The organism is Herbaspirillum sp. GW821-FHT09A12 (assembly GCF_059418325.1).
This window is the reverse complement of the sequence record NZ_JBWKPR010000008.1, coordinates 1-20,845: the sequence shown is the minus strand read 5'-3', so window position 1 is coordinate 20,845 and position 20,845 is coordinate 1. Positions and strand designations below refer to the sequence as shown.

Genomic DNA, 20,845 nt, shown 5'->3' with positions numbered 1-20,845 from the left:
GCTTCCTTTCAAAAGTAAATTGTTTTTATGGCTACCCCGGCCTGTCGGCCACGGCGGCGCTGTCCCCTACTCTCTATTCGGATCTGCTTGCGTTGCCTGGCCGCGATTCCCCCATGACATTGCGGCCGCGAAGAAAATTTGATTTTCCTCAATGCAGACGGACAGAATCTCACATATTTGGTTCGAAAGCACTTGGCCACTTTGTCATACCCCATGCCGTCCTGGTAAGCGGCTCCAATAAGCGGCCCACAAAAGAACATCCCCCGCAGCCTTGCGGCTACGGGGGATGTTCAAGCATCGCAAATGTTCGGCGCCAGGGCCGGACACCTGCAAGCCGGTCTTACTGGGCTTCGTTCGAAGCAGCCGCTTCCGGCGCTTCTTCAGCCTGTGCAGCCTTCATCGACAGCTTCAGGCGGCCACGGTCGTCGGTCTCCAGGACCTTCACGCGCACTTGCTGGCCTTCCTTCAGATAGTCGGCCACGGCGTTGACGCGCTCGTTGGCGATCTGGCTGATGTGCAGCAGGCCGTCCTTGCCCGGCAGGACCTGGACGATCGCGCCGAAGTCCAGCAGCTTCAACACAGTGCCTTCGTAGACCTTGCCCACTTCGACCGAAGCGGTCAGTTCTTCGATGCGGCGCTTGGCTTCCTGGCCAGCCGACGCGTCGACGGAAGCGATGGTGACTACGCCTTCGTCGCTGATGTCGATCTGGGTGCCGGTTTCTTCGGTCAGCGCGCGGATCACGGCGCCGCCCTTGCCAATCACGTCACGGATCTTCTCGGGGTTGATCTTGATGGTGATCAGGCGCGGCGCGAAGTCGGACAGCTCGCCACGGCCGGCAGGCACGGCTTCCTGCATCTTGCCCAGGATGTGCTGGCGGCCTTCCTTGGCCTGCTCCAGCGCCACCTGCATGATTTCCTTGGTGATGCCCTGGATCTTGATGTCCATCTGCAGCGCGGTAATGCCTTCGGCAGTACCGGCCACCTTGAAGTCCATGTCGCCCAGGTGATCTTCGTCACCCAGGATGTCGGTCAGCACGGCGAACTTGTTGCCTTCCTTGATCAGGCCCATGGCGATACCGGCCACATGCGCCTTCATCGGCACGCCGGCGTCCATCAGCGCCAGGCAGCCGCCGCAGACGGAAGCCATCGACGAGGAGCCGTTGGATTCGGTGATTTCCGACACCAGGCGCACCGAGTAGCTGAACTCGTCAGCTGCCGGCAACGCGGCCAGCAGCGCGCGCTTGGCCAGGCGGCCGTGACCGATTTCACGGCGCTTCGGGGTACCGACGCGGCCGGTTTCGCCGGTGGCGAACGGAGGCATGTTGTAGTGGAGCATGAAGCGGTCGGTGTACTCGCCCAGCAGGCCGTCGATCTTTTGCTCGTCGCGCGCGGTGCCCAGCGTGGCCACGACCAGCGCCTGGGTTTCGCCACGGGTGAACAGGGCCGAGCCGTGGGTACGCGGCAGTACGCCGGTACGGATCGAGATCGGACGCACGGTGCGGGTGTCGCGGCCGTCGATGCGCGGTTCGCCTTCCAGGATCTGCGAACGCACGATCTTGGCTTCCAGGTCGAACAGGATGGAACCGACTTCAGCGGCATCGGCAGCCACGGTGCCGTTGGCCACGGCTTCTGCCACCAGCGCTTCGTTGACTTGCGCCGACACGGTCTTGAGCTTCTCGGTGCGGGCTTGCTTGTCCTTGGTCTGATAGGCTTGGCGCAGCGGGCCTTCGGCCAGTTGCGACACGCGCGAGATCAGCGCTTCATTCTTGGCCGGAGCGACCCACTGGGATTCCGGCTTGCCGCCGTCGCGCACCAGCGCATGGATGGCATCGATCACGGCCTTCGATTGCTCGTGGCCGAACACGACCGCGCCCAGCATCACTTCTTCGGACAGCTGCTCGGCTTCGGATTCGACCATCAGCACGGCCGATTCGGTGCCGGCCACGACCAGGTTCAGTTGCGAGGACTTCAACTGGCTGGTGGTCGGGTTCAGGACATACTGGCCGTCGATGTAGCCCACGCGGGCCGCGCCCACCGGGCCGTTGAAGGGGATGCCGGCCAGCGACAGCGCTGCCGAGGAGCCGATCATCGCCGGGATGTCAGGATCGATTTCCGGGTTGACCGACAGCACGTGCACGATCACCTGGACTTCGTTGAGGTAGCCTTCCGGGAACAGCGGGCGGATCGGACGATCGATCAGGCGCGAGGTCAGGGTTTCCTTTTCGGAAGGCTTGCCTTCGCGCTTGAAGAAACCGCCGGGGATACGGCCGGCCGCATAGGTTTTTTCGATGTAGTCGACGGTCAGCGGGAAGAAGTCCTGGCCGGGCTTGGCTTCCTTGCGGGCCACCACGGTAGCCAGGATGACGGTATCTTCAACCGACACCAGCACGGCGCCGGAGGCCTGGCGAGCGATTTCGCCGGTTTCCAGCGTGACTTGGTGCTGACCATACTGGAAGGTCTTGGTAACTTTATTAAACACGGTATTTCCTTTCTTTTATGGAGCCGGCCCCGACTGTGTCCACGGTGCGCGGGTTCCTTTTGCCGACAGATTTTCAGGCGCTGTCGTTCACCTCACCACAGCCGCAACCTATCGGCATGCGGCTTACGACGAACGCGGCCATGCTGCGCCACGATGAGACTGAAACGATGATCCGGACTTGCCAACTGCACTGCATCCGGGAATTCCGCCGATGCTGCAAGCGGGAACGATTCCGCATGCGACGATGGAATCGTAAAAAACAAAATGCCCGCGTCAGCTAGTGACGCAGGCATTCTGGCTATGACCCGTGAAACGGATGGAAACGCGGAGTCAAATTACTTACGCAGGCCGAGTTTTTCGATCAGCGCGCGGTAACGGTCGGCGTCCTTGCCCTTCAGGTAGGAGAGCAGGCTCTTGCGACGGTTAACCATCTTGATCAGGCCGCGGCGGGAGTGGTGATCCTTGCTGTGTTCCTTGAAGTGACCGTTCAGGTCGTTGATGCGCGCGGTCAGCAGCGCAACTTGCACTTCAGGAGAGCCGGTGTCGTTCGTGCCACGGGCGTTATCGGAGATAATGACAGCCTTGGCTGCTTTTTCGATGGACATGCTATTTACCTTTCACAAGCGGTGTGCGGAGCAACCGATCCGGGCCCTGCATACCGTGAACAAAAAATTGAATTCCGGCCAAAATGACCAGACGCGAAAGTATATAGCAAAATCCAGTTTATTCAAATACTTAGAGACAAGCGGATAGATGCCATGGCAGAGCCAGCGCGCACCCGGCAGGCGGGCAACAGCCCTGTACACAACTTTCCCGGCGGCACTACAATGACGGAATTGCAATAAACTTCAGGACGACAAGCCATGCATACCCTATTTCCCCTGCCGCGCCGCCCGCGCGTGATGCTGGCGGCGGTACTCGCCGCGGCGTCGATGCTGACCGGATGTGCATCGCTGTTCCAGCCGCCGGTCGCGCCCGGCGAGGCTGAAGAGCAAGTCCTGGCCCGCCTGGGGCCGCCGACCAATGTTTATCAGGATGGCAACACCCGCCTGTTCGAATACGGCGCCGGCGCCTTCGGCCAATACCAGTACATGGCGCGCATCGGCCCCGACCGCCGGCTGGTTTCCTACCAGCAAGTCTGGACCATCGAAAACTTCCGCGCCATCCGTGTCGGCCAGGATACGAAAGAAGACGTGCTGCACCGGGTCGGCCGCCCGACCGAGATCACCCGCTACGCGCGCATCCCGTATGAAGCATGGAACTACGGCTTCAAGGAAAGCGGCGTGTGGAATTCACAGATGACGGTCTATTTCACCGACCAGGGCATCGTGCAGAAAGTGGAAAACGGCCCCGATCCGCGTTTCGACGATTCGCGCTTCCCCTTCTGACCCCCGCATCGCCATTCCATCCGCCGTACCCAGGCAAAAGGCCGCAAATGCGGCCTTTTGCTTTTGTCATACTGCGCCAATCACGGCCACAGGATGAGGAGGATGCTGCGCCAGATCAGATCACGGTCGCCAGCGCCAGCGTGAACAGCAGCGCCACCACCGAGACGATGGTTTCCATCACGGTCCAGGTCTTGAAGGTTTGCGGCACGGTCATGTTGAAGTACTCCTTGACCAGCCAGAAACCGCCGTCGTTGACGTGCGACAGGATCAGCGAACCGGCGCCGGTGGCCAGCACCATCAGCTCGGGACGGGTGCCCGGGATGCTGGCGACGATCGGCGCCACGATGCCGCAGGCGGTAGTCATCGCCACGGTGGCCGAACCGGTCGCCACGCGGATCAGCGCGGCCACGAACCAGCCCAGCAGCAGCGGCGACAAGTGCGCATCGGTGGCGATGCCGACGATGGCCTTGGACACGCCGCCGTCCATCAGGATGCGGCCGAAACCGGCGCCCGCGCCCACCACCAGGGTGATGCTGGCGATCGGCGCCAGGCACTCGTTGGTGAACTTGAGGATCTGGTCGGCGCCGAAACCGCGCGCCTTACCGAAAGTCCAGAAACTGACCAGCGTGGCGATCAGCAGCGCGATCACCGAATTGCCGATCAGGCGCAGGAAGTCATTGGCGAAAGTCTTGGGCGCAAAGAACAGGTCGGCCCAGCTGCCGATCAGCATCAGCGCCACCGGCAGCAGGATGGTGAACAGCGTGATGCCGAAGCCCGGCAGCTCGCGCTGCTGCTTGCCCTCGTCGACGAACTGCGCGATCAGCGGATTATCCGGATTGGGGATGACCACCTTGGAAATCAGCTTGCCGAAGATCGGGCCGGCGATGATCGCGGTCGGAATGCCGACGATCAGCGCATACATGATGGTGCGGCCGATATCGGCGCTATAGGCGGTCACTGCCAGCAGCGCCGCCGGGTGCGGCGGGATCAGGCCGTGCACCACGGACAGGCCGGCCACCATCGGGATGCCCACCAGCACCATGTTGGTGCCGGTGCGCTTGGCCACGTTGAAGGCGATCGGCACCAGCAGCACGAAACCGACTTCGAAGAACACCGGCAAGCCGACGATGAAGGCCACGACCATCATCGCCCAGTGCACGTTCTTCTCGCCGAAAGCCTTGATCATGGTATTGGCGATGCGCTCGGCGCCGCCCGACTCGGCCATCATCTTGCCCAGCATGGTGCCCAGGCCCACCACCAGGGCGATGTGCCCCAGCGCCCCGCCAACGCCGGTTTCGAAGGCCTTGACGATATTACCCATCGGCATGCCCACGGCCAGGCCCAGCACCAGCGAGACGACGATCAGGACGATGAACGGATTCATCTTGAATTTTGCGATCAGCACGATCAGCGCGACCACCGCCACCAGTGCGTACACCAACAGCGCGGTTCCTTGTACAGCCTCCATCTGGATCTCCTCTTCAGAAGGTAAAAACACCTGCCGGCATACAGCTCCCCTGCCGGCTCTTTATTTAATTCGCCAACGCATCTGCATCGCGACGAAGCGCCTCGCCGATCAGCGCTTGAAGGCCACGCAATCGACCTCGACCTTGCAGTCCACCACCATGCTCGACACCACGCAGGCACGCGCCGGCGGGTTGGCGCCGAAGTATTCCTTGAACACCTTGTTGAAGGATTGGAAGTCGCGCGGGTCGTCCAGCCAGACGCCGCAACGCACCACGTGTTCCGGACCGTAGCCGGCTTCCTTCAGGATCGCCAGTACGTTCTGGATGGCCTTGTGCGACTGCGCGACGATGCCGCCGTCGATCACTTCGCCATTTTCCATCGCCACCTGGCCGGATACATACAGCCAGCCGTCGGCCGCCACCGCGCGGGCAAACGGCAGATGCTGGCCGCCGGTACCGCTGCCGCCTTCCACACCGAATCGTTGAATGCTCATTACTGCTCCTTTGATAAAAATGAATGCGCCTGCGACAGGGCATCCGGTTTGCGATTGGCTTTACGTTCTTGTTGTTTGAATTCCTGCTGACACCGCTCAATCGTGGGCGAAGGCTTGTCCGGCCTCCGCCGCGCGCGGCTGGCGCGCCAGGAAGCGCCCGGCGCGTTCGCCGGTGGCCTTCTTGTCGCTGCCGCGATAAGCCAGCTTGCCGTTGACCCAGACCGCATCGATGCCATGCGCCGGCTGCATCGGGTCGGTGAAGCTGGCGGCGTCGCGCACGGTATCGGCATCGAACAGCACCAGGTCGGCCCAATAGCCTTCCCGCACGAAGCCGCGCTCGTGCAAGCCGAAACGCAGCGCCGACAGGCCGGTCATCTTGCGCACCGCCGCCGCCAGCGAGAACAGCTTCTGTTCGCGGCTGTAATAGCCCAGCACGCGCGGGAAAGCGCCCCACAGGCGCGGGTGCGGCAACGGGTCGTTGGGCAGGCCGTCGGAACCGATCACGGTGGCCGGATGGGACAGGATGCGGTTGACGTCATCGTCGGCCATGCAGTGGTAGACGGCGCCGGCCGGCATCAGGCGCGCGGCCGTGGCATGCAGGTCGAGCCGCCATTCGGCGGCGATCTGCTTCAACATCTTGCCGCCCTGCTCCGGATGCGGCTCGGACCAGGTGACCTGGATATCGTAAGCGTCGGTCACCTGCTTCAGGTCCAGGGTCGACGAGCTGGCGGTATAGGGATAACAGTCGCAACCGACATGCTGATGCTTGCCGGCCAATTCCAGCGCCTTGAGCACTTCGCCGCTGCGGCCCCAGTTCTCGACGCCGGCGCACTTCAGGTGCGAGATCACCACCGGCACGCGCGCATGCTTGCCGATGCGGAAGGCCTCATCCATGGCCTCGAGGATGTCGGCGAATTCGCTGCGCAGGTGGGTGGCGTACATGGCGCCGAACTCGGCCAGCGGCTCGGCCAGCGCCAGCACTTCGGCGGTGGGCGCGTTGATGGCGTTGCCGTAGGCCAGGCCGGTGGACAGGCCCAGCGCGCCATGCTCCAGCGCCTCGCGCAATTGCGCGCGCATGCCGGCGATCTCCGGTTCGCTGGCGGCGCGGTCGAGGCGGTCCATGTGGTTGTTGCGCAGCGCCGTGTGGCCGACCAGCGCGGCGACGTTGATCGATGGCTGCGCGGCATCGACCGCCGCCACATAACTGGCGAAGGTCGGGTAATGGAAGGCCTCGGACTTGCCCAGCAGGTTCATCGGGTCGGGCGGATCGCCCTTGAGGCTCACCGGCGCGGCGCTGATGCCGCAGTTGCCGACCACCACGGTGGTCACCCCCTGCGACAGCTTGGGAAACATCTCGGGGGTGCGGATGACGTTGGTGTCGTCATGCGTATGCACGTCGATGAAGCCGGGCGAGAGCACGCGGCCGGTGGCGTCGATGGTGGTGTCCGCCTGCCAGCCTGACAGTTGGCCGATGGCGGCGATGCGGCCGGCCGTCACGGCGACATCGGCGGCGACCGGATCGGCGCCGGAACCGTCGATGACGAGGGCGTTGCGGATCAGCGTGTCGCAACGGCCGGCAGCCGCGGCGGCGGAGGCGAAATTGGAATTGGCGAAGCTCATGTCAGTCTCCCAGCGGCTGGTGGCGATCGCCTCCGCCGCGATGCGTGTCGAGCACGTATTTCAGCCGGCGCAGGCGCTCCTGGCTGTTCTCTTTCTGCAGCAGGGCCAGCTCCAGCACCAGCATGTCGAGCGTGACCATCATCGCGTAGCGCGATGAGGACGGTTTGAAAATCAGGTCGGTTTCCAGCGTCTTGATCGGCAGCAGCACGTCGACCATCTTCGCCAGCGGCGAACCGAGTGCGGTAATGGCGATCATCTTGACCCCGTATTCGCGCGCCACCTCGCAATTGGCCAGCAGCTCAGGCACATTGCCGGTGGCGGAAAACACCAGCAGCACATCGTTCTTGTCCAGCGTGGCGGCCACCATCTTTTGCAGTATGGCGTCGTGATAGGTGGCCACCGGGCGTCCCAGGCGCACCAGGCGATAGCGCGCCTCGTCGGACATCATGGTGGAGCCGCCGCCCATGCCGAAACAGTAGATCATGCGGGCATCGCGCAACAGGCCGGCGGCGGCCATCAGCATGTCCGGATTGAGCATGGCGCGATTGAGTTCCAGCACCGCGTGGATATCGTTATAGACCACGTCGGCCAGTTCCGGCGGCTGCGCCGAAGGCGCGGCCTTGGCGCCGTCGAAGAAGCGCTGCCCCACTGCCACCGCCTGCGCCAGCAGGAACTTGAATTCACGCACATCGCGGCAGCCCATGGCCTTGGCGAAGCGGGTCACGCTGGCCACGGAGACGCCGGCCCTGGACGCCAATTCGCCGATACTGGCGCTGGCGGCCGAGGACAGGTCGCCCAGGATGGCTTCGGCCACTTTCTGTTCGGCCAGGCGCAAGGTGCTGCTGCGCTCGGTGATGCGGGAGACGATGTCGAAAGTGTGCGCCATGAAATCGGGTCGAGGATTTGCGTATGTAGGTATGCAGGTTGTGCGTCGGGTTGCCGCGTATTACCTTGCCGCATGTGCAGCATGTGCCGCGGGAATTTCTTTTAAATAATTTATGTTATTTACTAACACGAGTAAAACATAGTAAATTCAAGGATATTATTACGTCAATCCAATTTTTACAGGAATAATTGCGATGAATGATACAAACTACCAAATTGCTTATCAGAGCGGCATCATCGACCCTGTCAACAAGGGCCTGGGCCCCCTGGAGCAGCCGCTGGCGCCGCAACAGGCGGGTGCGGTCAAATGGAACCTGCTCAACGAAGACATCAGCCTGCCGGCCGCCGTCCTCTATGAAGAAAAGCTCGCCCACAACCTGAAGTGGATGCAGGACTTCGTCGGCCAGTACCAGGTGAAGCTGGCGCCGCACGGCAAAACCACCATGGCGCCCAAGCTGTTCAAGCGCCAGCTCGACACCGGCGCCTGGGGCATCACCCTGGCCACCGCGCACCAGACCCTGGCCGGCTACCGCCACGGCGTGCGCCGCGTGATCATGGCCAACCAACTGGTGGGCAAGCGCAACATGGCGATCATCTCGGAGCTGCTGGCCGATCCCTCTTTCGAATTCTTTTGCCTGGTCGACTCGGCCGATCTGGTCGACCAGCTCGGCCGTTTCTTCGCCGAACGCCGCCAAACCCTGAATGTGCTGCTGGAACTGGGCCCGGCCGGCGGGCGCACCGGCGTGCGTAACGATGCACAGCAAGCCGCCGTGCTGGAAGCCGTCAAGCGCTGGGACAGCATCGCGCTGGCCGGCGTGGAAGTGTATGAAGGCGTGCTCAAGGAAGAAGCCGACATCCGCAAGTTTCTGCAACGCGCCGTGGCCTGCGCCAGGGAACTCGCGCAGCAAGGCCTGCTGGCCAGGCGCGTGGCGCGCGGCCCGGCGGTGCTGACCGGCGCCGGTTCGGCCTGGTACGACGTGGTGGCCGAAGAGTTCGCCCAGGCCGACATCGGCGTGCCGCTCGACGTGGTGCTGCGCCCCGGCTGCTACCTGACGCACGATGTGGGCATCTACCGCGCCGCGCAGGCGCAGATCCAGGTGCGCAACCCGGTGGCGCACAGCATGCGCAGCCAGTTGCAGCCGGCGCTGCAGTTGTGGGCCTACGTGCAGTCGATCCCCGAGGCCGACAAGGCCATCATTGCGCTGGGCAAGCGCGACGCCGCCTTCGACGCCGGATTGCCGCTGCCGGTGGCGCGTTTCCGTCCGGGCAGCGACAGCCTGCCGTCGGCCACGCCCGCGCACTGGGAGGTGACCGGCATGATGGACCAGCACGCCTACCTGAAGATCGCCGCCGGCGACGACATCAAGGTCGGCGACATGCTCGCCTTCGACATCTCGCACCCCTGCCTGACCTTCGACAAGTGGCGCCACCTGCCGGTGGTGGACGGCAAGTTCGACGTGATCGACATCGTCCAGACCTTCTTCTGACCCATCCGCAGCCAGCACAGCCAAGAACATGAGCAACAAGATCCTCGCCTACGGCGAAGCCATGGTGGAATTCAACCAGAGCATTTCCCAGCCGCGCAATTACCTGGAAGGCTTCGGCGGCGACACCTCCAACTTCGCCATCGCCGCCGCCCGCCAGGGCGCCGATTGCGCCTACATCAGCGCGGTCGGCGACGACCACTTCGGCCGCAACCTGCTGGACCTGTGGCAGACCGAACAGGTCGGCACCGGGCATGTCGGCGTGATCCCGGGCGCCTCGACCGGCATCTACTTCGTCACCCATGACGGCGCCGGCCACCACTTCCACTACCTGCGCGCCGGTTCGGCCGCCAGCACCTACACGCCGCAGCAATTGCCGCTGGACGCCATCGCCGGCGCCCGTGTGCTGCACCTGTCCGGCATCAGCCTGGCCATCAGCGAAAGCGCCTGCGACAGCGGCCTGGCGGCGATGGCCCATGCGCGCAAATCCGGCGTACTGACCTCGCTGGACACCAACCTGCGGCTGCGCCTGTGGCCGCTGGAACGCGCCCGCGAGAAGATGGTGGAAGCGTTCAAGCTGTGCGACATCTGCCTGCCAAGCTGGGAAGACGTTGCCATGCTGACCGGCCTGGAAGAGCGCGACGCCATCGTCGACCAATTGCTGTCGTATGGCATCAAGCTGGTGGCGTTCAAACTGGGCGAGCAAGGCTGCTATGTCGCCACGCCTGACGAGCGCCGCATGGTGGCGCCTTATCCGGTGCAAGCCCTGGACGCCACCGGCGCCGGCGACTGCTTCGGCGGCGCCTTTGTGGCGGAGTTGGTGGCGGGCCGCGATCCCTTCAGCGCGGCGCGCTATGCCAATGTGGCGGCGGCGCTGTCGACCACCGGCTATGGTGCGGTCGAGCCGATTCCAAGCCGCCTGAAAGTCGAAGCGGCCCTGGGGCCTGTTAACCTTTAATGTGCGAGATGCGTTGCTCCCAGAAAGCGGGGTGGCAAGGCGCGCGATGAGGCTGGTGGTGGGGCCCACCAGCCTCACCGTGCAACGCTGCCAGCACGCTTTCTGGGAGCAACCCTTCGGGAGCAGCCAGCAAGCGTCGCCTGCCGTTGTTGTGGCTCCTTGCCGTAGCACCGCTACGACGCGTCGCCACGCCTAGGCAGACAACGCTTGCTGGCCGCTCGCACTCGCACATTAAAGGTTAACAGGCCCTAAAGGCCGCCTGATATCCATTGCGCTTTGGGCAGGTTGCCGGCGCGGCCGGCAACCCGGCCTACCCCAGGCGCTTGGCCACGAACAGCATGCCCGCCACCGACTGCCGAATCTCTTCGCGCAGGATCTGCTCGCTTTCGTGCACCACTTCCATGCCGTTGTTATTCAGATGCTGGCGCACATGGTCGCGGCTGTGCCGATAGCGTCCGCTGGCGTGCAGGCAAAAGCCTGACGGCGCGACGTCCTGCGGCGTGACCGCCTCCACCGTGAAGATGAAATAACCGTCCTTGCGCAACGCGCCGGCGACAGGGCCGAACACGGCGCCCAGGTCGCCGAAGTAGATCAGGGTGTCGGCTGCCGCCACCAGGTCGCAGGACAGGGGATGGCGGCTCAGGTAATCGCCGATCTCGGCCTTTTCCAGGTTGGCATAATGCCCGCCGGCCCGCGCCTTCTCCAGCATCTTGCCGGCCAGGTCGACGCCGGTGATCGTATGCGCGAACGGCGCCATATAGGGGCCGCACAGGCCGGTGCCGCAGCCGATGTCGAGCGCCTCGAACTGGCGCGCGGGCGATGCCGCCAGGGCCAGGCCTTCGCCGATCAAACGAGGGCCGCGGTAACCCAGGCTCTCCAGCAGGTTGGATTCGAAGGTGTCGGCGTAGCGGTCGAAATGGAATTCGACATAGCTGTCCGACGCGCGCGCGGGCACCTCCTGCTGCGAACAGGCGGCCAGCATGTGGGCCGCGATCGGATTGCCCGGCTCTTCCTCCAGCCAGGCGCGGTAAGCCTGTGCGGCTTCCTGCAGACGACCGAGGAAATAGAAGGAAATCCCCAGCATCTGCCTGGACTTGCCTTCCAGCGGCGGCAGCACGTAGGCGCGGCATTGGTAATGGGATGCCCGCATCTGGTCGCCGGCGGCGTCGTAGATGTTGCCCAGATGCAGCAGGGCCGGGGCGAATTCGGGATCGATCTCCAGCACGCGCAGGAAAGACTGCGTGGCGTCCTCCGGCTTGCCTTGCTGCAGCTGGGCGGCGCCGAGGTTGTTCCAGATCGTATGGTCCTCGGGCGCGATGGCCAGCGCATCGCCGTAGGCCTGCTCGGCCTCATCGAAGCGGCCAAGCGCGAACAGCACATTGCCGAGGTCGTTTTGCCAACCCGCATCCTCCGACTCCAGGGCGCAGGACAGCATCAACTTTTCGACGGCTTCATCGTGCCGTCCGACCTGGTGCAGGTAAATCCCCAAATAATGCAGCGCGGCCGGATGGATCGGATCCTGCTCCAGCACCGCCTCATAGATGGCGGCGGCCTCGTCCGCTTGCCCCGCCATGTGGGCATCGATGGCTTGCTGCAGCGAGACGGGCGGCGCCGGATGGTTGTCGGAAAGCGGCTCTGGCGATGGCATTGAAGATCCCTGAACAGTGGTGGCAATGTTGCTCCAGTGTACAGCTTCTTTACATTTTCTTTACGTATGTAAACGACAAATTCCGTGCCAGCCCGGCTCAAGACATGGCGGCAGGACGAAAAAAAGCCGCCCTCATGGAAGGCGGCTTGGGAGAAATGCCGGGGTAACGCGCTCAGGCTGCCAGGCTATGCCCGATCTGGCCCAACTGGCGCAAGGCCTGATCCAGTTCACGCGTGAAAGGATGGCCGCAGCAGATCCGCAGGAAATGCCCGTAGCGGTTGGAATTGGAAAAGATGGCGCCAGGCGATACCCCGACGCCCTGTGCCAGCGCCTGCTCGAACAGGCGCTGCGAACACACCTGCGAGGGCAGTTCCACCCACATGCCGACGCCGCCTCTGGGCACGGTCAGGCGCGTGCCTTCGGGGAAATAGGCAGCGATCGATTCGGCCATGCGCTCGCGCTGCTCCTTGAGCAATTCGCGCAGACGGCGCAGATGGCGGTCGTAAGCCGGGCTGGCCAGGAAATCGGCAGCCGTGATCTGGGTCCACTCCTCGTTGGCGCGGGTATGGGTGAACTTGAGCATCATCACCCGCTCATGCCAACGGCCGCCGTTCATCCAGCCCAGGCGCATGCCCGGCGCCAGCACCTTGTTCAATGAAACGCAATAGATCACATTGCCGCTGCGGTCGCGGCTCTTGAGCGTCGAGGGCGCCACGTTGCCGTCGGCCAGCTCGGTGTAGGCATCGTCCTCGATCAGCGGCAGATGCAATTCCTCGCACAGGCGCACCAGCTTGTCCTTGTTGGCATCGGGCATGATGCAGCCGAGCGGGTTCTGCAGGTTGGGCACCACCACCACGGCCTTGATGTTGCCGTAGGTGCGCACCGCCAGCTCCAGCGCCTCGGCCGAGATTCCCGTGAGCGGGCTGGTCGGGATCTCCAGCGCGCGCATGCCGAGGTTTTCCAGCGCCTGCAACAGGCCGAAGTAGGTCGGCGACTCCACCGCGATGGTGTCGCCGGGGCCGGCGACGGCGCGCAACGCCAGGTTGAGGGCCTCGATGCAGCCGTGCGTGACCACCACCTCGTCGGCGTCGATGCGCATGCCGGCGTTGAGCGCGCGGCGCGCCACTGCCTGCCGGAACCCCTGGTTGCCATTGTGCGGCATGGCGCTGGTGAGCAGTTCGGGATGCTCGCGCAGGGCGCGCATGGCGGCCTGCTTCAAGGTATCGACGGCATAGAGCTCGGGCGCGCAAGTCATGCCGGACAGGTCGATGCGCGGCGCGCACTTCTGGCGCAGCGCGATGTACTTGGAGACCTTTTCGTGGATGCCGACGTATTGGGCCGGATCGATCGCCATCAGGCTCTTGGGCTCCTGCACCGGACGGATCGCCGAGCGGCGCGGCTGGCGCACGAAGTAGCCGGAACGGGGCCGCGCTTCCAGCCAGCCGCCCTCTTCCATATGGCGCAAGGTCTGCAAGGAAGTCGACAGGCTGACCTGGTGCTGGCGCATCAGGTCGCGCACCGATGGCATGCGGTCGCCTGCCACCAGGGTGCCGGCCTGTATCGCGCTCTGATAATGCTCGGACAGCTTGCGGTATAGCGGTATGCGGGAAGCGGCGGCATCGGGAGCATCCGAAACCGTCGCGTTGGCCAGTGTCGGCCGGGTATCGGTAGGGTCGGGAATAAGCAGGCTGGTATCCATAACAGCATCATCTTCTTGCGGCAAAAACCAGAACAGATACAGAGTATTCGAAAAAGAACGATAACAGATTCAAAATCCATCGCCTGTTACGGCACAGTCTGTTTTTTCCTGTGCCTGTTGCGTTTTTGCCGCCCTCCTTAGACTTCAAGAACCCAACAGACAAAGGAACATCATGCAAAGCCCGTGGCAAGCTCCCATTCCCGCCGACTATGCGCTGGCCAGCCAAACGGTCCGGCTGGCGCGCGGCCAGACCATGCAAGTGTGGCTGCCCGCCGGCAGCCTGGTGGTGAACAACGCCCCATCGGCACGGGTCACCCAGGCGCCGCAATGGATGTTCGACCAGTTGGTCGCACAGCACAGCACCCTGAGCGATGGACAAGCCATGGCGATCGAACACGCCGGCTGGGTGGAAATCGCGGCGCCGCAGGGAGGCGAAGTCCTGTGCCTGCGGCCGCAACCGCAACCATGGCCCCAACGCCTGCGGGCGGCATGCAGGCGATTGCTGCATTGGGGACAACGGACCGCGCCGGCCGGCCAATGATGTGTGAACGACGGGAAAACATTTCCCGTCGTTAAGTCACGCAAACACCGTGCTACTGGCCACATTTTTATACAAATACTTTGATCCAATATCCGAAGTTACTGCAGAGATTTCCGTAAAACCATTACACTTCCATCATCCCTCAAAGATGAAGTGTTATGCAGAACGACCATCCTTCCAATACCCCACCGGCTTCACGCAATCCTGCCCAGGCATTGTCCGAGCAGGAAACTTTCGACCTGACCCCAGTCTCCCTCTGGAAAGAAGACTACAGCGGCATGAAGCGCCTGTTCGACGAATGGCGCGCGCAGGGCGTAGTCGATCTGCGGGCTTACCTGCAGGAAGACCTGACGCGCGCGCAGGCTTGCGCGCGCCAGATCCGCGTGGTCGACGTCAATCGCCGCACGCTGGAGTGGTATGAGGCGCGCGACCTGGAACATCTGGTTGCCAACCTGGACAAGGTGTTCCGCGATGACATGATCGACACGTTCATCGATGAGCTGGTGCAACTGTGGGAAGGCCGGCAGAACTTCTCGAGCTACACGGTCAACTACACGCTGGGCGGCAAGCGCCTGGATATCCAGCTCTCCGGGCGCATCATGCCCGGCAGCGAAGAGAGCTGGGATTACATCCTGCTCGCCATCGAGAATGTCACCGAACGCGAAACGGCGCGCAAGAAGCTCTCGCGCAGCGAAAACTATGCGCGCGGCCTGTTCGAGTATTCGCCGATCTCGCTGTGGGTGGAAGACTTCAGCCAGGTCAAGCGCCTGTTCGACGACCTGCACCGCATCGGCATCACCGATTTCCGCACCTTCACCGATGTGCATCCGGAATTCGTCGAACGCTGCATGCAGGAAATCCGCGTCATCGACGTCAACCTGCAAACGCTTTCCATGTTCGGCGCGCCGGACAAGGCGACCCTGCTGTCGCGCCTGTCCGACATCTTCCGCGACGACATGCAGCACCATTTCAACGAGCAGTTGCTCGAACTATGGAACGGCAACCTGTTCCATCAGCGCGAAGTGGTGAACTATTCGCTCAATGGCGACCAGTTGTACGTGCATCTGCAATTCTCGGTCTTCCCCGGCTACGAAGACAGCTGGGGACTGGTGCTGGTGGCGCTGACCGACATCACCGCGCGCAAGAAGGCCGAAGCCTATCTGGAATTCCTCGGCAAGCATGATGAACTGACCAAGCTGTACAACCGCGCCTACATGGTCGACGAGCTGAACCGGCTGGAGCGCAAGGGCCCCTTCCCGGTGAGCGTGATCGTGGCCGACCTGAACGGCTTGAAGGAAGTCAACGACGAACTCGGGCACGCCGCCGGCGATGCCTTGCTGCGCCGCGTGGGCGAAGTGCTGGGCAAGGCGGTGGAACGTCCGGGCAGCGTGGCGCGCACCGGCGGCGACGAGTTCGCCATCTTGCTGCCGGCCACCGACGAACGCAGCTGCGCCGCGCTGATAGAACAGATCCAGAAGCTGGTCGGCCTCAACAACCAGTTCTATTCCGGCGTCACATTGAGCCTGTCCATGGGCGCGGTAACCGCCATGTCGGGCGAACGCCTGGAGCACGCGGTGCAACGTGCGGACACGCTGATGTACGAGGCCAAGCGCCAATACTATGCCGACGCTCCGGGCCTGGAACGCCGCCAGCCGCTGGACTGAAGCATGCATGCCATGCCGACTGCCGGCGCCCATCGCATCATCAGGGAGGATGTCAAGTTGCAAGCCGGCGTGGAAACGCTGGCGGGCGATGTCATCTCCGCCAACGGATGCGGCGCCGTGCGCACCCTGTTCCTGCATGGCGCCGGGCAAAGCACCCGGGAACGCCAGTGGCCGGTGCGCGACACCCTTGCCCTGCGGGGATGCGCCAGCGCCGCCATCGATTTTTCCGGACATGGCCACAGCACTGCGCTGGCCCCCAATTCGCTGGCCAAACGGGTGGATGAAGCCCAGGCTGCGCTGGAGCGCTTCACCCAGGCGCCGCGTACGGTCGTCGGCGTAAGCATGAGCGGAGAGATCGCCATGCGCCTGGCCTGCCGGCCGGAAAACCGGATCGCCCATCTGGTGACCATCGTCGGCGCCATCTATGACGGCGCCGCCTTCAAGCTCCCTTTCGGCCCCGGCTTCAGCGCCGCGCTGCGGCGCCCGGATAGCTGGCGCGATGCCGACTCGCTGGCGCTGATCCGCGGCTATCGCGGCCGCATCACGCTCATCCGCGCCGGCGATGACCAGGTTATCCCGCAGGAAGTCGCCGAACTGATCGCCGCCAATGCCCATGCGGCGGAACAATGCCGCATCGTCGACCTGCCCGGCGTCGATCACCGCGTCAGCGAACGCAGCGCCCAGGATGGGGATCTGCGCGCCTTGCTGGCGACGCTGATCGCGGACTAAGCGCCGCAAACAAAACGCCCGGCAAAGCGGGCGTTCCTGGGAAAATCTGCCGGATTGTCGTATGCCGTGGCCTAATGGCTGCCGTCTCCATGTTCATCCGTGGTCTGGACGATACTGACCGGCTTGCCCTTGATGCGTTGCCAGACATACACCCCATATCCCGACAGGCCATACAGCACGAACAGGCCGAACAGCACCTTGGACGGATCGCTGGAAATCACCACCAGCAAGACCACCACCAGCAAGGCCGCGATGAACGGCACCGGCTTGCGGAAGTTGACGTCCTTGAAGCTGTAGAACGGCACATTGGTAACCATGGTGATACCGGCGTAGAGGGTGATGACCCAGGCCGCCCAGCTGAGGTCGGTGCCGGCAAAGCGCAGGTCGTCCATCAGCCAGACGAAACCGGCCACCAGCGCCGCGGCCGCCGGGCTGGGCAAGCCCTGGAAGTAACGCTTGTCGACCACGGCGATGTTGGTGTTGAAGCGCGCCAGCCGCAGCGCGCCGCCCGCGCAGTACACGAAAGCGGCGAGCCAGCCGAGCTTGCCCATGCCGCGCAAGGACCACTCATACACCACCAGCGCCGGCGCGGCGCCGAACGAGACCATGTCGGACAGGCTGTCGTATTGCGCGCCGAACTCGCTCTGGGTATTGGTCATGCGCGCCACGCGGCCGTCCAGGCTGTCCAGCACCATGGCGACGAAAATCGCAATGGAGGCATAGTCGAACTTCAGGTTCATCGCCATCACGATGGCGTAGAAACCGCAGAACAGCGCGGCGGTGGTAAACGCATTGGGCAACAGGTAGATGCCGCGCGACCGGCGGCGCACCACACCCGGCCCCGCATCATCCAACTGCGACGCATAGGCCTTGGGCCCGCGCAGGGATTTGGGGAAAGGGATGCCGCCTTTGGCTTTGCGTCGTCGGAAAGTTGCCATGGATGTTTATCGTTTGGTATTGCAGGAAACCGCGCGAAACAAGGCTTGCTTCACGCGGAGCGATAACGGGAGAGTCAGAGTTCGGCCAGGATGGTTTCCGTGGCCGAGACTTTTTCGCCGACGGTGACTTTGGGCGTGGCGCTCAATGGCAAATACACGTCCACCCGCGAACCGAAGCGGATGAAGCCATAACGCTGGCCGCGCGCCAGCACGTCGCCGGCTTTCACGTAGCACAGGATCCGGCGCGCGATCAGGCCGGCGACCTGCACGCAGGTCACGCTGTGGCCGTCGGTGGTGGTGATGGCCAGCGCATTGCGCTCGTTTTCCAGCGAGGCCTTGTCGAGGTCGGCATTGACGAACTTGCCGGGGAAATACTGGACCGTTTCAATCTTGCCGTCCACCGGCGCACGGTTGGAGTGGACGTTGAACACGTTCATGAACACGCTGATCTTCAGCGCTTCACGGTCGGTATAGGGGTCATGGGCGCGGGCCACCACCACGATCCGGCCATCCGCCGGCGACAGCACGGCATTGGCCTGCTGCGGGATTACGCGCGGCGGATCGCGGAAGAACTGCAATACGAACAGCGCGATGATCCACAAGGGCAGCGACCAGGCGCCGCAAAAATAGGTCGTCAGCAATGCAGCCACGACGGCGATCGTCAGGAACGGCCAGCCTTCACGGGCGATAATGGGATGGGGATAGTGGTTATTGTTCAATGTTGCTCCAATGATCGCGGAAATTTCAAAAGTAAAAGCGTGCTTATTCTAGTCCAGCTCCTGCCAAATGCAACGAAATGCGCCTCCCACAGGCGCAAAGAACGGGCTTTGCAGCCGGATTTACTTCTGTTTGCGTGAGATTGGCCCTGATACTACGGATGATCGTGAACCGATCATCCGGCATTTCGCGCGCGCCGCCGGCACGCGCAATGCAGCATGTCCCTGGAGCCCTGCCGTAGCGCTACGGCTCAAGGACGCGCCGCGGCCCGCACAAAGGAGAATTTCAACTCATTGCGCGACACATTGGTGCCGGACTGGATACTGGTGACCTGCATCTGCCCCACCATCACGACCACGCCCGCATCGCCGTAATCGAAACCGGTCACTTCCATGCTGCGCCGCAGATTGCCCTGGATGCGCTCCTCGGGCTTGTCATTGATGATGCCCGGCGCTTGCTTCAACAAAGGCTGGCAGGCCTTGATCTGCCCCACCATGCGCTGGTAGGCCTGGCCCAGTTCGGCCGGCGTGGCGAAACGCCAGATGCAGGAATAACCGGCGGAGTCGCCGCTGATGGCGCAGCTGCGCGCGCCGTCCAGCAGGAAGTTGGAAGCGTATTCCTTCCTGGCGCCTTGCGCGCCTTCCGTGGTTTCCGAGGTTTCCTTTTTCCAGCCGTCGAAATGGGATTGCGACTGCTGATAGGCGGCGCCCATATCCGCGCAGATGTCGGCATGCGCCAGTCCGATCGACAACAGGCCGCTGGCCAGGAACGCGGAGAGATTTTTCATTACCCGCATGAGATGAGGCCTTAAAAACGGAAAAGAGGCCGATTATAGCCTCCCTTCCTGTGGGCGCCTGGCCATCATGTCATGGCCGAGGCAACGGATTGCGAATGATGCGCCCGCTTACTTGAAGCGCACCTTGCCGACCAGGCGCATGCTGACCGTGGACTCGCCCGGTTCGAAGCTGGGTTCGGCCACCGATGCCGCCTCCGGCGCCATGTCCGAACGCATCATCATCGCCGCCTTGGGCATCGGCCGGTCGTTGCCCGCGTAGTTGCCGGAACCTTCGAAGTCCAGCGTCTCCAGCACCGCATCCGATGTCGCGCGATGCATGGAACCGGCGATGAAACCGATGCGTTCTTCCAGGTTCTTGTAGGTGGCGTCAAACAGCGCCGCATCCAGCTTCTTGGTCGCGGCCGGGCTCAGGCCGAACTGCAGGCCGTTCAGGCTCAGCAGGCTCTGTGCCGACGATACCGTCTTGGGCAGGCCGGACAGATTCTGCGTCACCACTTCCAGATACTGGCCGACGCGCCAGCCGACGATAGGGCGCGCCTTGGCGACGGCGCGAGGCGGTTGCGGCGTCATCGGCTGCGGTTCGGCATAGATGGCATAGGTGTAATAACCGTAGCTCTTGAGCGTAGCCTGCGGATCCTGGCGCTTGAGGATATCGATGCCCTGCTTCATCTTCTGGTTCACGCGCGAAGCGGCGACCGTTTTGTCCTTGTCCTGCTCCTCGACCTGCAGCGTCACGCGCGCCTGGTCATTGGGCACGCTCAATTCGCCGGTGGCCGGCACCACCACCATGCTGCCGGTGGTCTGGATGGTCTGCGCCTGTACGGCGATGCAGGCGGTCGCCAGTGCGGCGCCGAGCATCAACTTGCGGGTAGTTGTCATGTTGTCCTCGCTTGGTGTTGTTGGTGGAGCGGGTTCCGCATGATGCGCGTCGGCACCATCGACCCCCGGCACTTCGACGATCTCGCTTCGCATTTAGTTCTTGTTTCGTATGCAACAAGGCGTAACGGCAGATACAAGGATGTTGCCGGAACAGCCCCTATTGCCCTGACGACATCTTCTCCGCCTTGGCATTTTGCCTCAAGACCTGCCGGGAGCAACATCATCCGATGATATGTTGATATCTGTTGATATCAGGCCGATACCGCTTCAGCCGCACCCGAGCAAAAAAAGAAAGGACGCCGAAGCGTCCTTTCTTTTTGTCCTGCGACTAGAACCGGTATTAGTTCTTGGTCTGGTCAACCAATTTGTTAGCTTTAATCCACGGCATCATGGCGCGCAACTTCTCGCCCACAACTTCAATCTGGTGCTCGGCATTGATGCGGCGACGCGACAGCAAGGT

General features: G+C 63.0%; 19 protein-coding genes and 1 pseudogene. 7 read left to right on the top strand and 13 right to left on the bottom strand.

Features of this window, described 5'->3' with window-relative positions:
- Positions 1-340: 340 nt before the first annotated feature.
- Together pnp and rpsO are read right to left on the bottom strand one after the other, a co-directional pair.
- The gene (gene pnp / locus AC07N6_RS16645) at positions 341-2,479 is read right to left on the bottom strand and encodes a polyribonucleotide nucleotidyltransferase (protein ID WP_494782705.1); all 2,139 of its coding nucleotides are present in this window, start codon (positions 2,477-2,479) and stop codon (positions 341-343) included.
- A gap of 335 nt (positions 2,480-2,814) precedes the next feature.
- Complete coding sequence (gene rpsO, locus AC07N6_RS16640) at positions 2,815-3,084, bottom strand: 30S ribosomal protein S15 (protein WP_050468369.1); 270 nt, start codon at positions 3,082-3,084, stop codon at positions 2,815-2,817.
- Between the two features lie 258 nt (positions 3,085-3,342).
- On the opposite strand from rpsO, the gene AC07N6_RS16635 reads away from it, so the two are divergent.
- Positions 3,343-3,867, top strand: a complete 525-nt coding sequence (locus AC07N6_RS16635) for a hypothetical protein (protein ID WP_494782706.1) — start codon at positions 3,343-3,345, stop codon at positions 3,865-3,867.
- Between the two features lie 115 nt (positions 3,868-3,982).
- Here the strand turns inward: AC07N6_RS16635 and AC07N6_RS16630 are convergent, their stop codons facing one another.
- The 4 genes from AC07N6_RS16630 to AC07N6_RS16615 form a co-directional block, all read right to left on the bottom strand.
- A complete protein-coding gene (locus AC07N6_RS16630; RefSeq protein WP_494782707.1) occupies positions 3,983-5,335 on the bottom strand; it encodes a GntP family permease in 1,353 nt (450 codons plus the stop codon).
- Positions 5,336-5,443: 108 nt separating this feature from the next.
- The gene (locus AC07N6_RS16625; protein ID WP_050468372.1) at positions 5,444-5,827 is read right to left on the bottom strand and encodes a RidA family protein; all 384 of its coding nucleotides are present in this window, start codon (positions 5,825-5,827) and stop codon (positions 5,444-5,446) included.
- Positions 5,828-5,923: 96 nt separating this feature from the next.
- Complete coding sequence (locus AC07N6_RS16620; RefSeq protein WP_494782708.1) at positions 5,924-7,447, bottom strand: N-acyl-D-amino-acid deacylase family protein; 1,524 nt, start codon at positions 7,445-7,447, stop codon at positions 5,924-5,926.
- A gap of 1 nt (position 7,448) precedes the next feature.
- Complete coding sequence (locus tag AC07N6_RS16615; RefSeq protein WP_494782709.1) at positions 7,449-8,333, bottom strand: MurR/RpiR family transcriptional regulator; 885 nt, start codon at positions 8,331-8,333, stop codon at positions 7,449-7,451.
- Positions 8,334-8,526: 193 nt separating this feature from the next.
- Between AC07N6_RS16615 and AC07N6_RS16610 the strand changes: the two genes are divergently transcribed.
- Both AC07N6_RS16610 and AC07N6_RS16605 read left to right on the top strand, forming a co-directional pair.
- The gene (locus AC07N6_RS16610; protein ID WP_494782710.1) at positions 8,527-9,819 is read left to right on the top strand and encodes an amino acid deaminase; all 1,293 of its coding nucleotides are present in this window, start codon (positions 8,527-8,529) and stop codon (positions 9,817-9,819) included.
- A gap of 28 nt (positions 9,820-9,847) precedes the next feature.
- Entirely contained in the window at positions 9,848-10,774 is a 927-nt protein-coding gene (locus AC07N6_RS16605; protein ID WP_494782711.1) for a sugar kinase, read from the top strand.
- Positions 10,775-11,084: 310 nt separating this feature from the next.
- On the opposite strand, the gene AC07N6_RS16600 is transcribed toward AC07N6_RS16605, so the two are convergent.
- A complete protein-coding gene (locus AC07N6_RS16600) occupies positions 11,085-12,422 on the bottom strand; it encodes a tetratricopeptide repeat protein (RefSeq protein ID WP_494782712.1) in 1,338 nt (445 codons plus the stop codon).
- Here AC07N6_RS16600 and AC07N6_RS16595 point away from each other — a divergent pair.
- Positions 12,416-12,589, top strand: coding sequence for a hypothetical protein (locus AC07N6_RS16595; RefSeq protein ID WP_494782713.1), 174 nt, complete (start codon positions 12,416-12,418; stop codon positions 12,587-12,589). The two genes, AC07N6_RS16600 and AC07N6_RS16595, sit on opposite strands and share 7 nt — an antisense overlap.
- 5 nt (positions 12,590-12,594) lie before the next feature.
- On the opposite strand, the gene AC07N6_RS16590 is transcribed toward AC07N6_RS16595, so the two are convergent.
- Positions 12,595-14,121 (bottom strand): aminotransferase-like domain-containing protein, encoded by a 1,527-nt coding sequence (locus tag AC07N6_RS16590; protein WP_494782714.1) that lies wholly within the window; start codon positions 14,119-14,121, stop codon positions 12,595-12,597.
- A 172-nt stretch (positions 14,122-14,293) separates the two neighbouring features.
- Here AC07N6_RS16590 and AC07N6_RS16585 point away from each other — a divergent pair, with 172 nt between their 5' ends.
- The 3 genes from AC07N6_RS16585 (at position 14,294) to AC07N6_RS16575 (ending at position 17,055) form a co-directional block, all read left to right on the top strand.
- A complete protein-coding gene (locus AC07N6_RS16585; protein WP_494782715.1) occupies positions 14,294-14,662 on the top strand; it encodes a hypothetical protein in 369 nt (122 codons plus the stop codon).
- A gap of 158 nt (positions 14,663-14,820) precedes the next feature.
- The gene (locus AC07N6_RS16580) at positions 14,821-16,326 is read left to right on the top strand and encodes a sensor domain-containing diguanylate cyclase (RefSeq protein WP_494782716.1); all 1,506 of its coding nucleotides are present in this window, start codon (positions 14,821-14,823) and stop codon (positions 16,324-16,326) included.
- 3 nt (positions 16,327-16,329) lie between these two features.
- The gene (locus AC07N6_RS16575; RefSeq protein ID WP_494782717.1) at positions 16,330-17,055 is read left to right on the top strand and encodes an alpha/beta fold hydrolase; all 726 of its coding nucleotides are present in this window, start codon (positions 16,330-16,332) and stop codon (positions 17,053-17,055) included.
- A 71-nt stretch (positions 17,056-17,126) separates the two neighbouring features.
- On the opposite strand, the gene pssA is transcribed toward AC07N6_RS16575, so the two are convergent.
- The 5 genes and pseudogenes from pssA to AC07N6_RS16550 form a co-directional block, all read right to left on the bottom strand.
- Positions 17,127-17,993, bottom strand: coding sequence for a CDP-diacylglycerol--serine O-phosphatidyltransferase (gene pssA / locus AC07N6_RS16570; protein WP_494782718.1), 867 nt, complete (start codon positions 17,991-17,993; stop codon positions 17,127-17,129).
- 74 nt (positions 17,994-18,067) lie between these two features.
- Positions 18,068-18,712, bottom strand: a complete 645-nt coding sequence (locus tag AC07N6_RS16565; protein ID WP_494782719.1) for a phosphatidylserine decarboxylase — start codon at positions 18,710-18,712, stop codon at positions 18,068-18,070.
- 248 nt (positions 18,713-18,960) lie between these two features.
- Complete coding sequence (locus AC07N6_RS16560) at positions 18,961-19,497, bottom strand: vesicle formation protein (RefSeq protein ID WP_494782720.1); 537 nt, start codon at positions 19,495-19,497, stop codon at positions 18,961-18,963.
- Positions 19,498-19,614: 117 nt separating this feature from the next.
- The gene (locus tag AC07N6_RS16555; RefSeq protein ID WP_494782721.1) at positions 19,615-20,385 is read right to left on the bottom strand and encodes an SIMPL domain-containing protein; all 771 of its coding nucleotides are present in this window, start codon (positions 20,383-20,385) and stop codon (positions 19,615-19,617) included.
- A 340-nt stretch (positions 20,386-20,725) separates the two neighbouring features.
- Positions 20,726-20,845: pseudogene (locus AC07N6_RS16550) on the bottom strand (ketol-acid reductoisomerase); the annotation flags it as partial.

Bases quoted from the DNA above. Each gene is read 5' to 3' on its own strand.
- AC07N6_RS16610 (WP_494782710.1), top strand. From the start codon at position 8,527: ATGAATGATACAAACTACCAAATTGCTTATCAGAGCGGCATCATCGAC.
- AC07N6_RS16575 (WP_494782717.1), top strand. From the start codon at position 16,330: ATGCATGCCATGCCGACTGCCGGCGCCCATCGCATCATCAGGGAGGAT.
- AC07N6_RS16590 (WP_494782714.1), bottom strand. From the start codon at position 14,121: ATGGATACCAGCCTGCTTATTCCCGACCCTACCGATACCCGGCCGACA.
- AC07N6_RS16620 (WP_494782708.1), bottom strand. From the start codon at position 7,447: ATGAGCTTCGCCAATTCCAATTTCGCCTCCGCCGCCGCGGCTGCCGGC.
- AC07N6_RS16600 (WP_494782712.1), bottom strand. From the start codon at position 12,422: ATGCCATCGCCAGAGCCGCTTTCCGACAACCATCCGGCGCCGCCCGTC.
- AC07N6_RS16625 (WP_050468372.1), bottom strand. From the start codon at position 5,827: ATGAGCATTCAACGATTCGGTGTGGAAGGCGGCAGCGGTACCGGCGGC.
- AC07N6_RS16630 (WP_494782707.1), bottom strand. From the start codon at position 5,335: ATGGAGGCTGTACAAGGAACCGCGCTGTTGGTGTACGCACTGGTGGCG.
- pssA (WP_494782718.1), bottom strand. From the start codon at position 17,993: ATGGCAACTTTCCGACGACGCAAAGCCAAAGGCGGCATCCCTTTCCCC.
- AC07N6_RS16605 (WP_494782711.1), top strand. From the start codon at position 9,848: ATGAGCAACAAGATCCTCGCCTACGGCGAAGCCATGGTGGAATTCAAC.
- AC07N6_RS16560 (WP_494782720.1), bottom strand. From the start codon at position 19,497: ATGAAAAATCTCTCCGCGTTCCTGGCCAGCGGCCTGTTGTCGATCGGA.
- AC07N6_RS16635 (WP_494782706.1), top strand. From the start codon at position 3,343: ATGCATACCCTATTTCCCCTGCCGCGCCGCCCGCGCGTGATGCTGGCG.
- AC07N6_RS16580 (WP_494782716.1), top strand. From the start codon at position 14,821: ATGCAGAACGACCATCCTTCCAATACCCCACCGGCTTCACGCAATCCT.
- rpsO (WP_050468369.1), bottom strand. From the start codon at position 3,084: ATGTCCATCGAAAAAGCAGCCAAGGCTGTCATTATCTCCGATAACGCC.
- AC07N6_RS16595 (WP_494782713.1), top strand. From the start codon at position 12,416: ATGGCATTGAAGATCCCTGAACAGTGGTGGCAATGTTGCTCCAGTGTA.
- AC07N6_RS16555 (WP_494782721.1), bottom strand. From the start codon at position 20,385: ATGACAACTACCCGCAAGTTGATGCTCGGCGCCGCACTGGCGACCGCC.
- AC07N6_RS16615 (WP_494782709.1), bottom strand. From the start codon at position 8,333: ATGGCGCACACTTTCGACATCGTCTCCCGCATCACCGAGCGCAGCAGC.
- AC07N6_RS16585 (WP_494782715.1), top strand. From the start codon at position 14,294: ATGCAAAGCCCGTGGCAAGCTCCCATTCCCGCCGACTATGCGCTGGCC.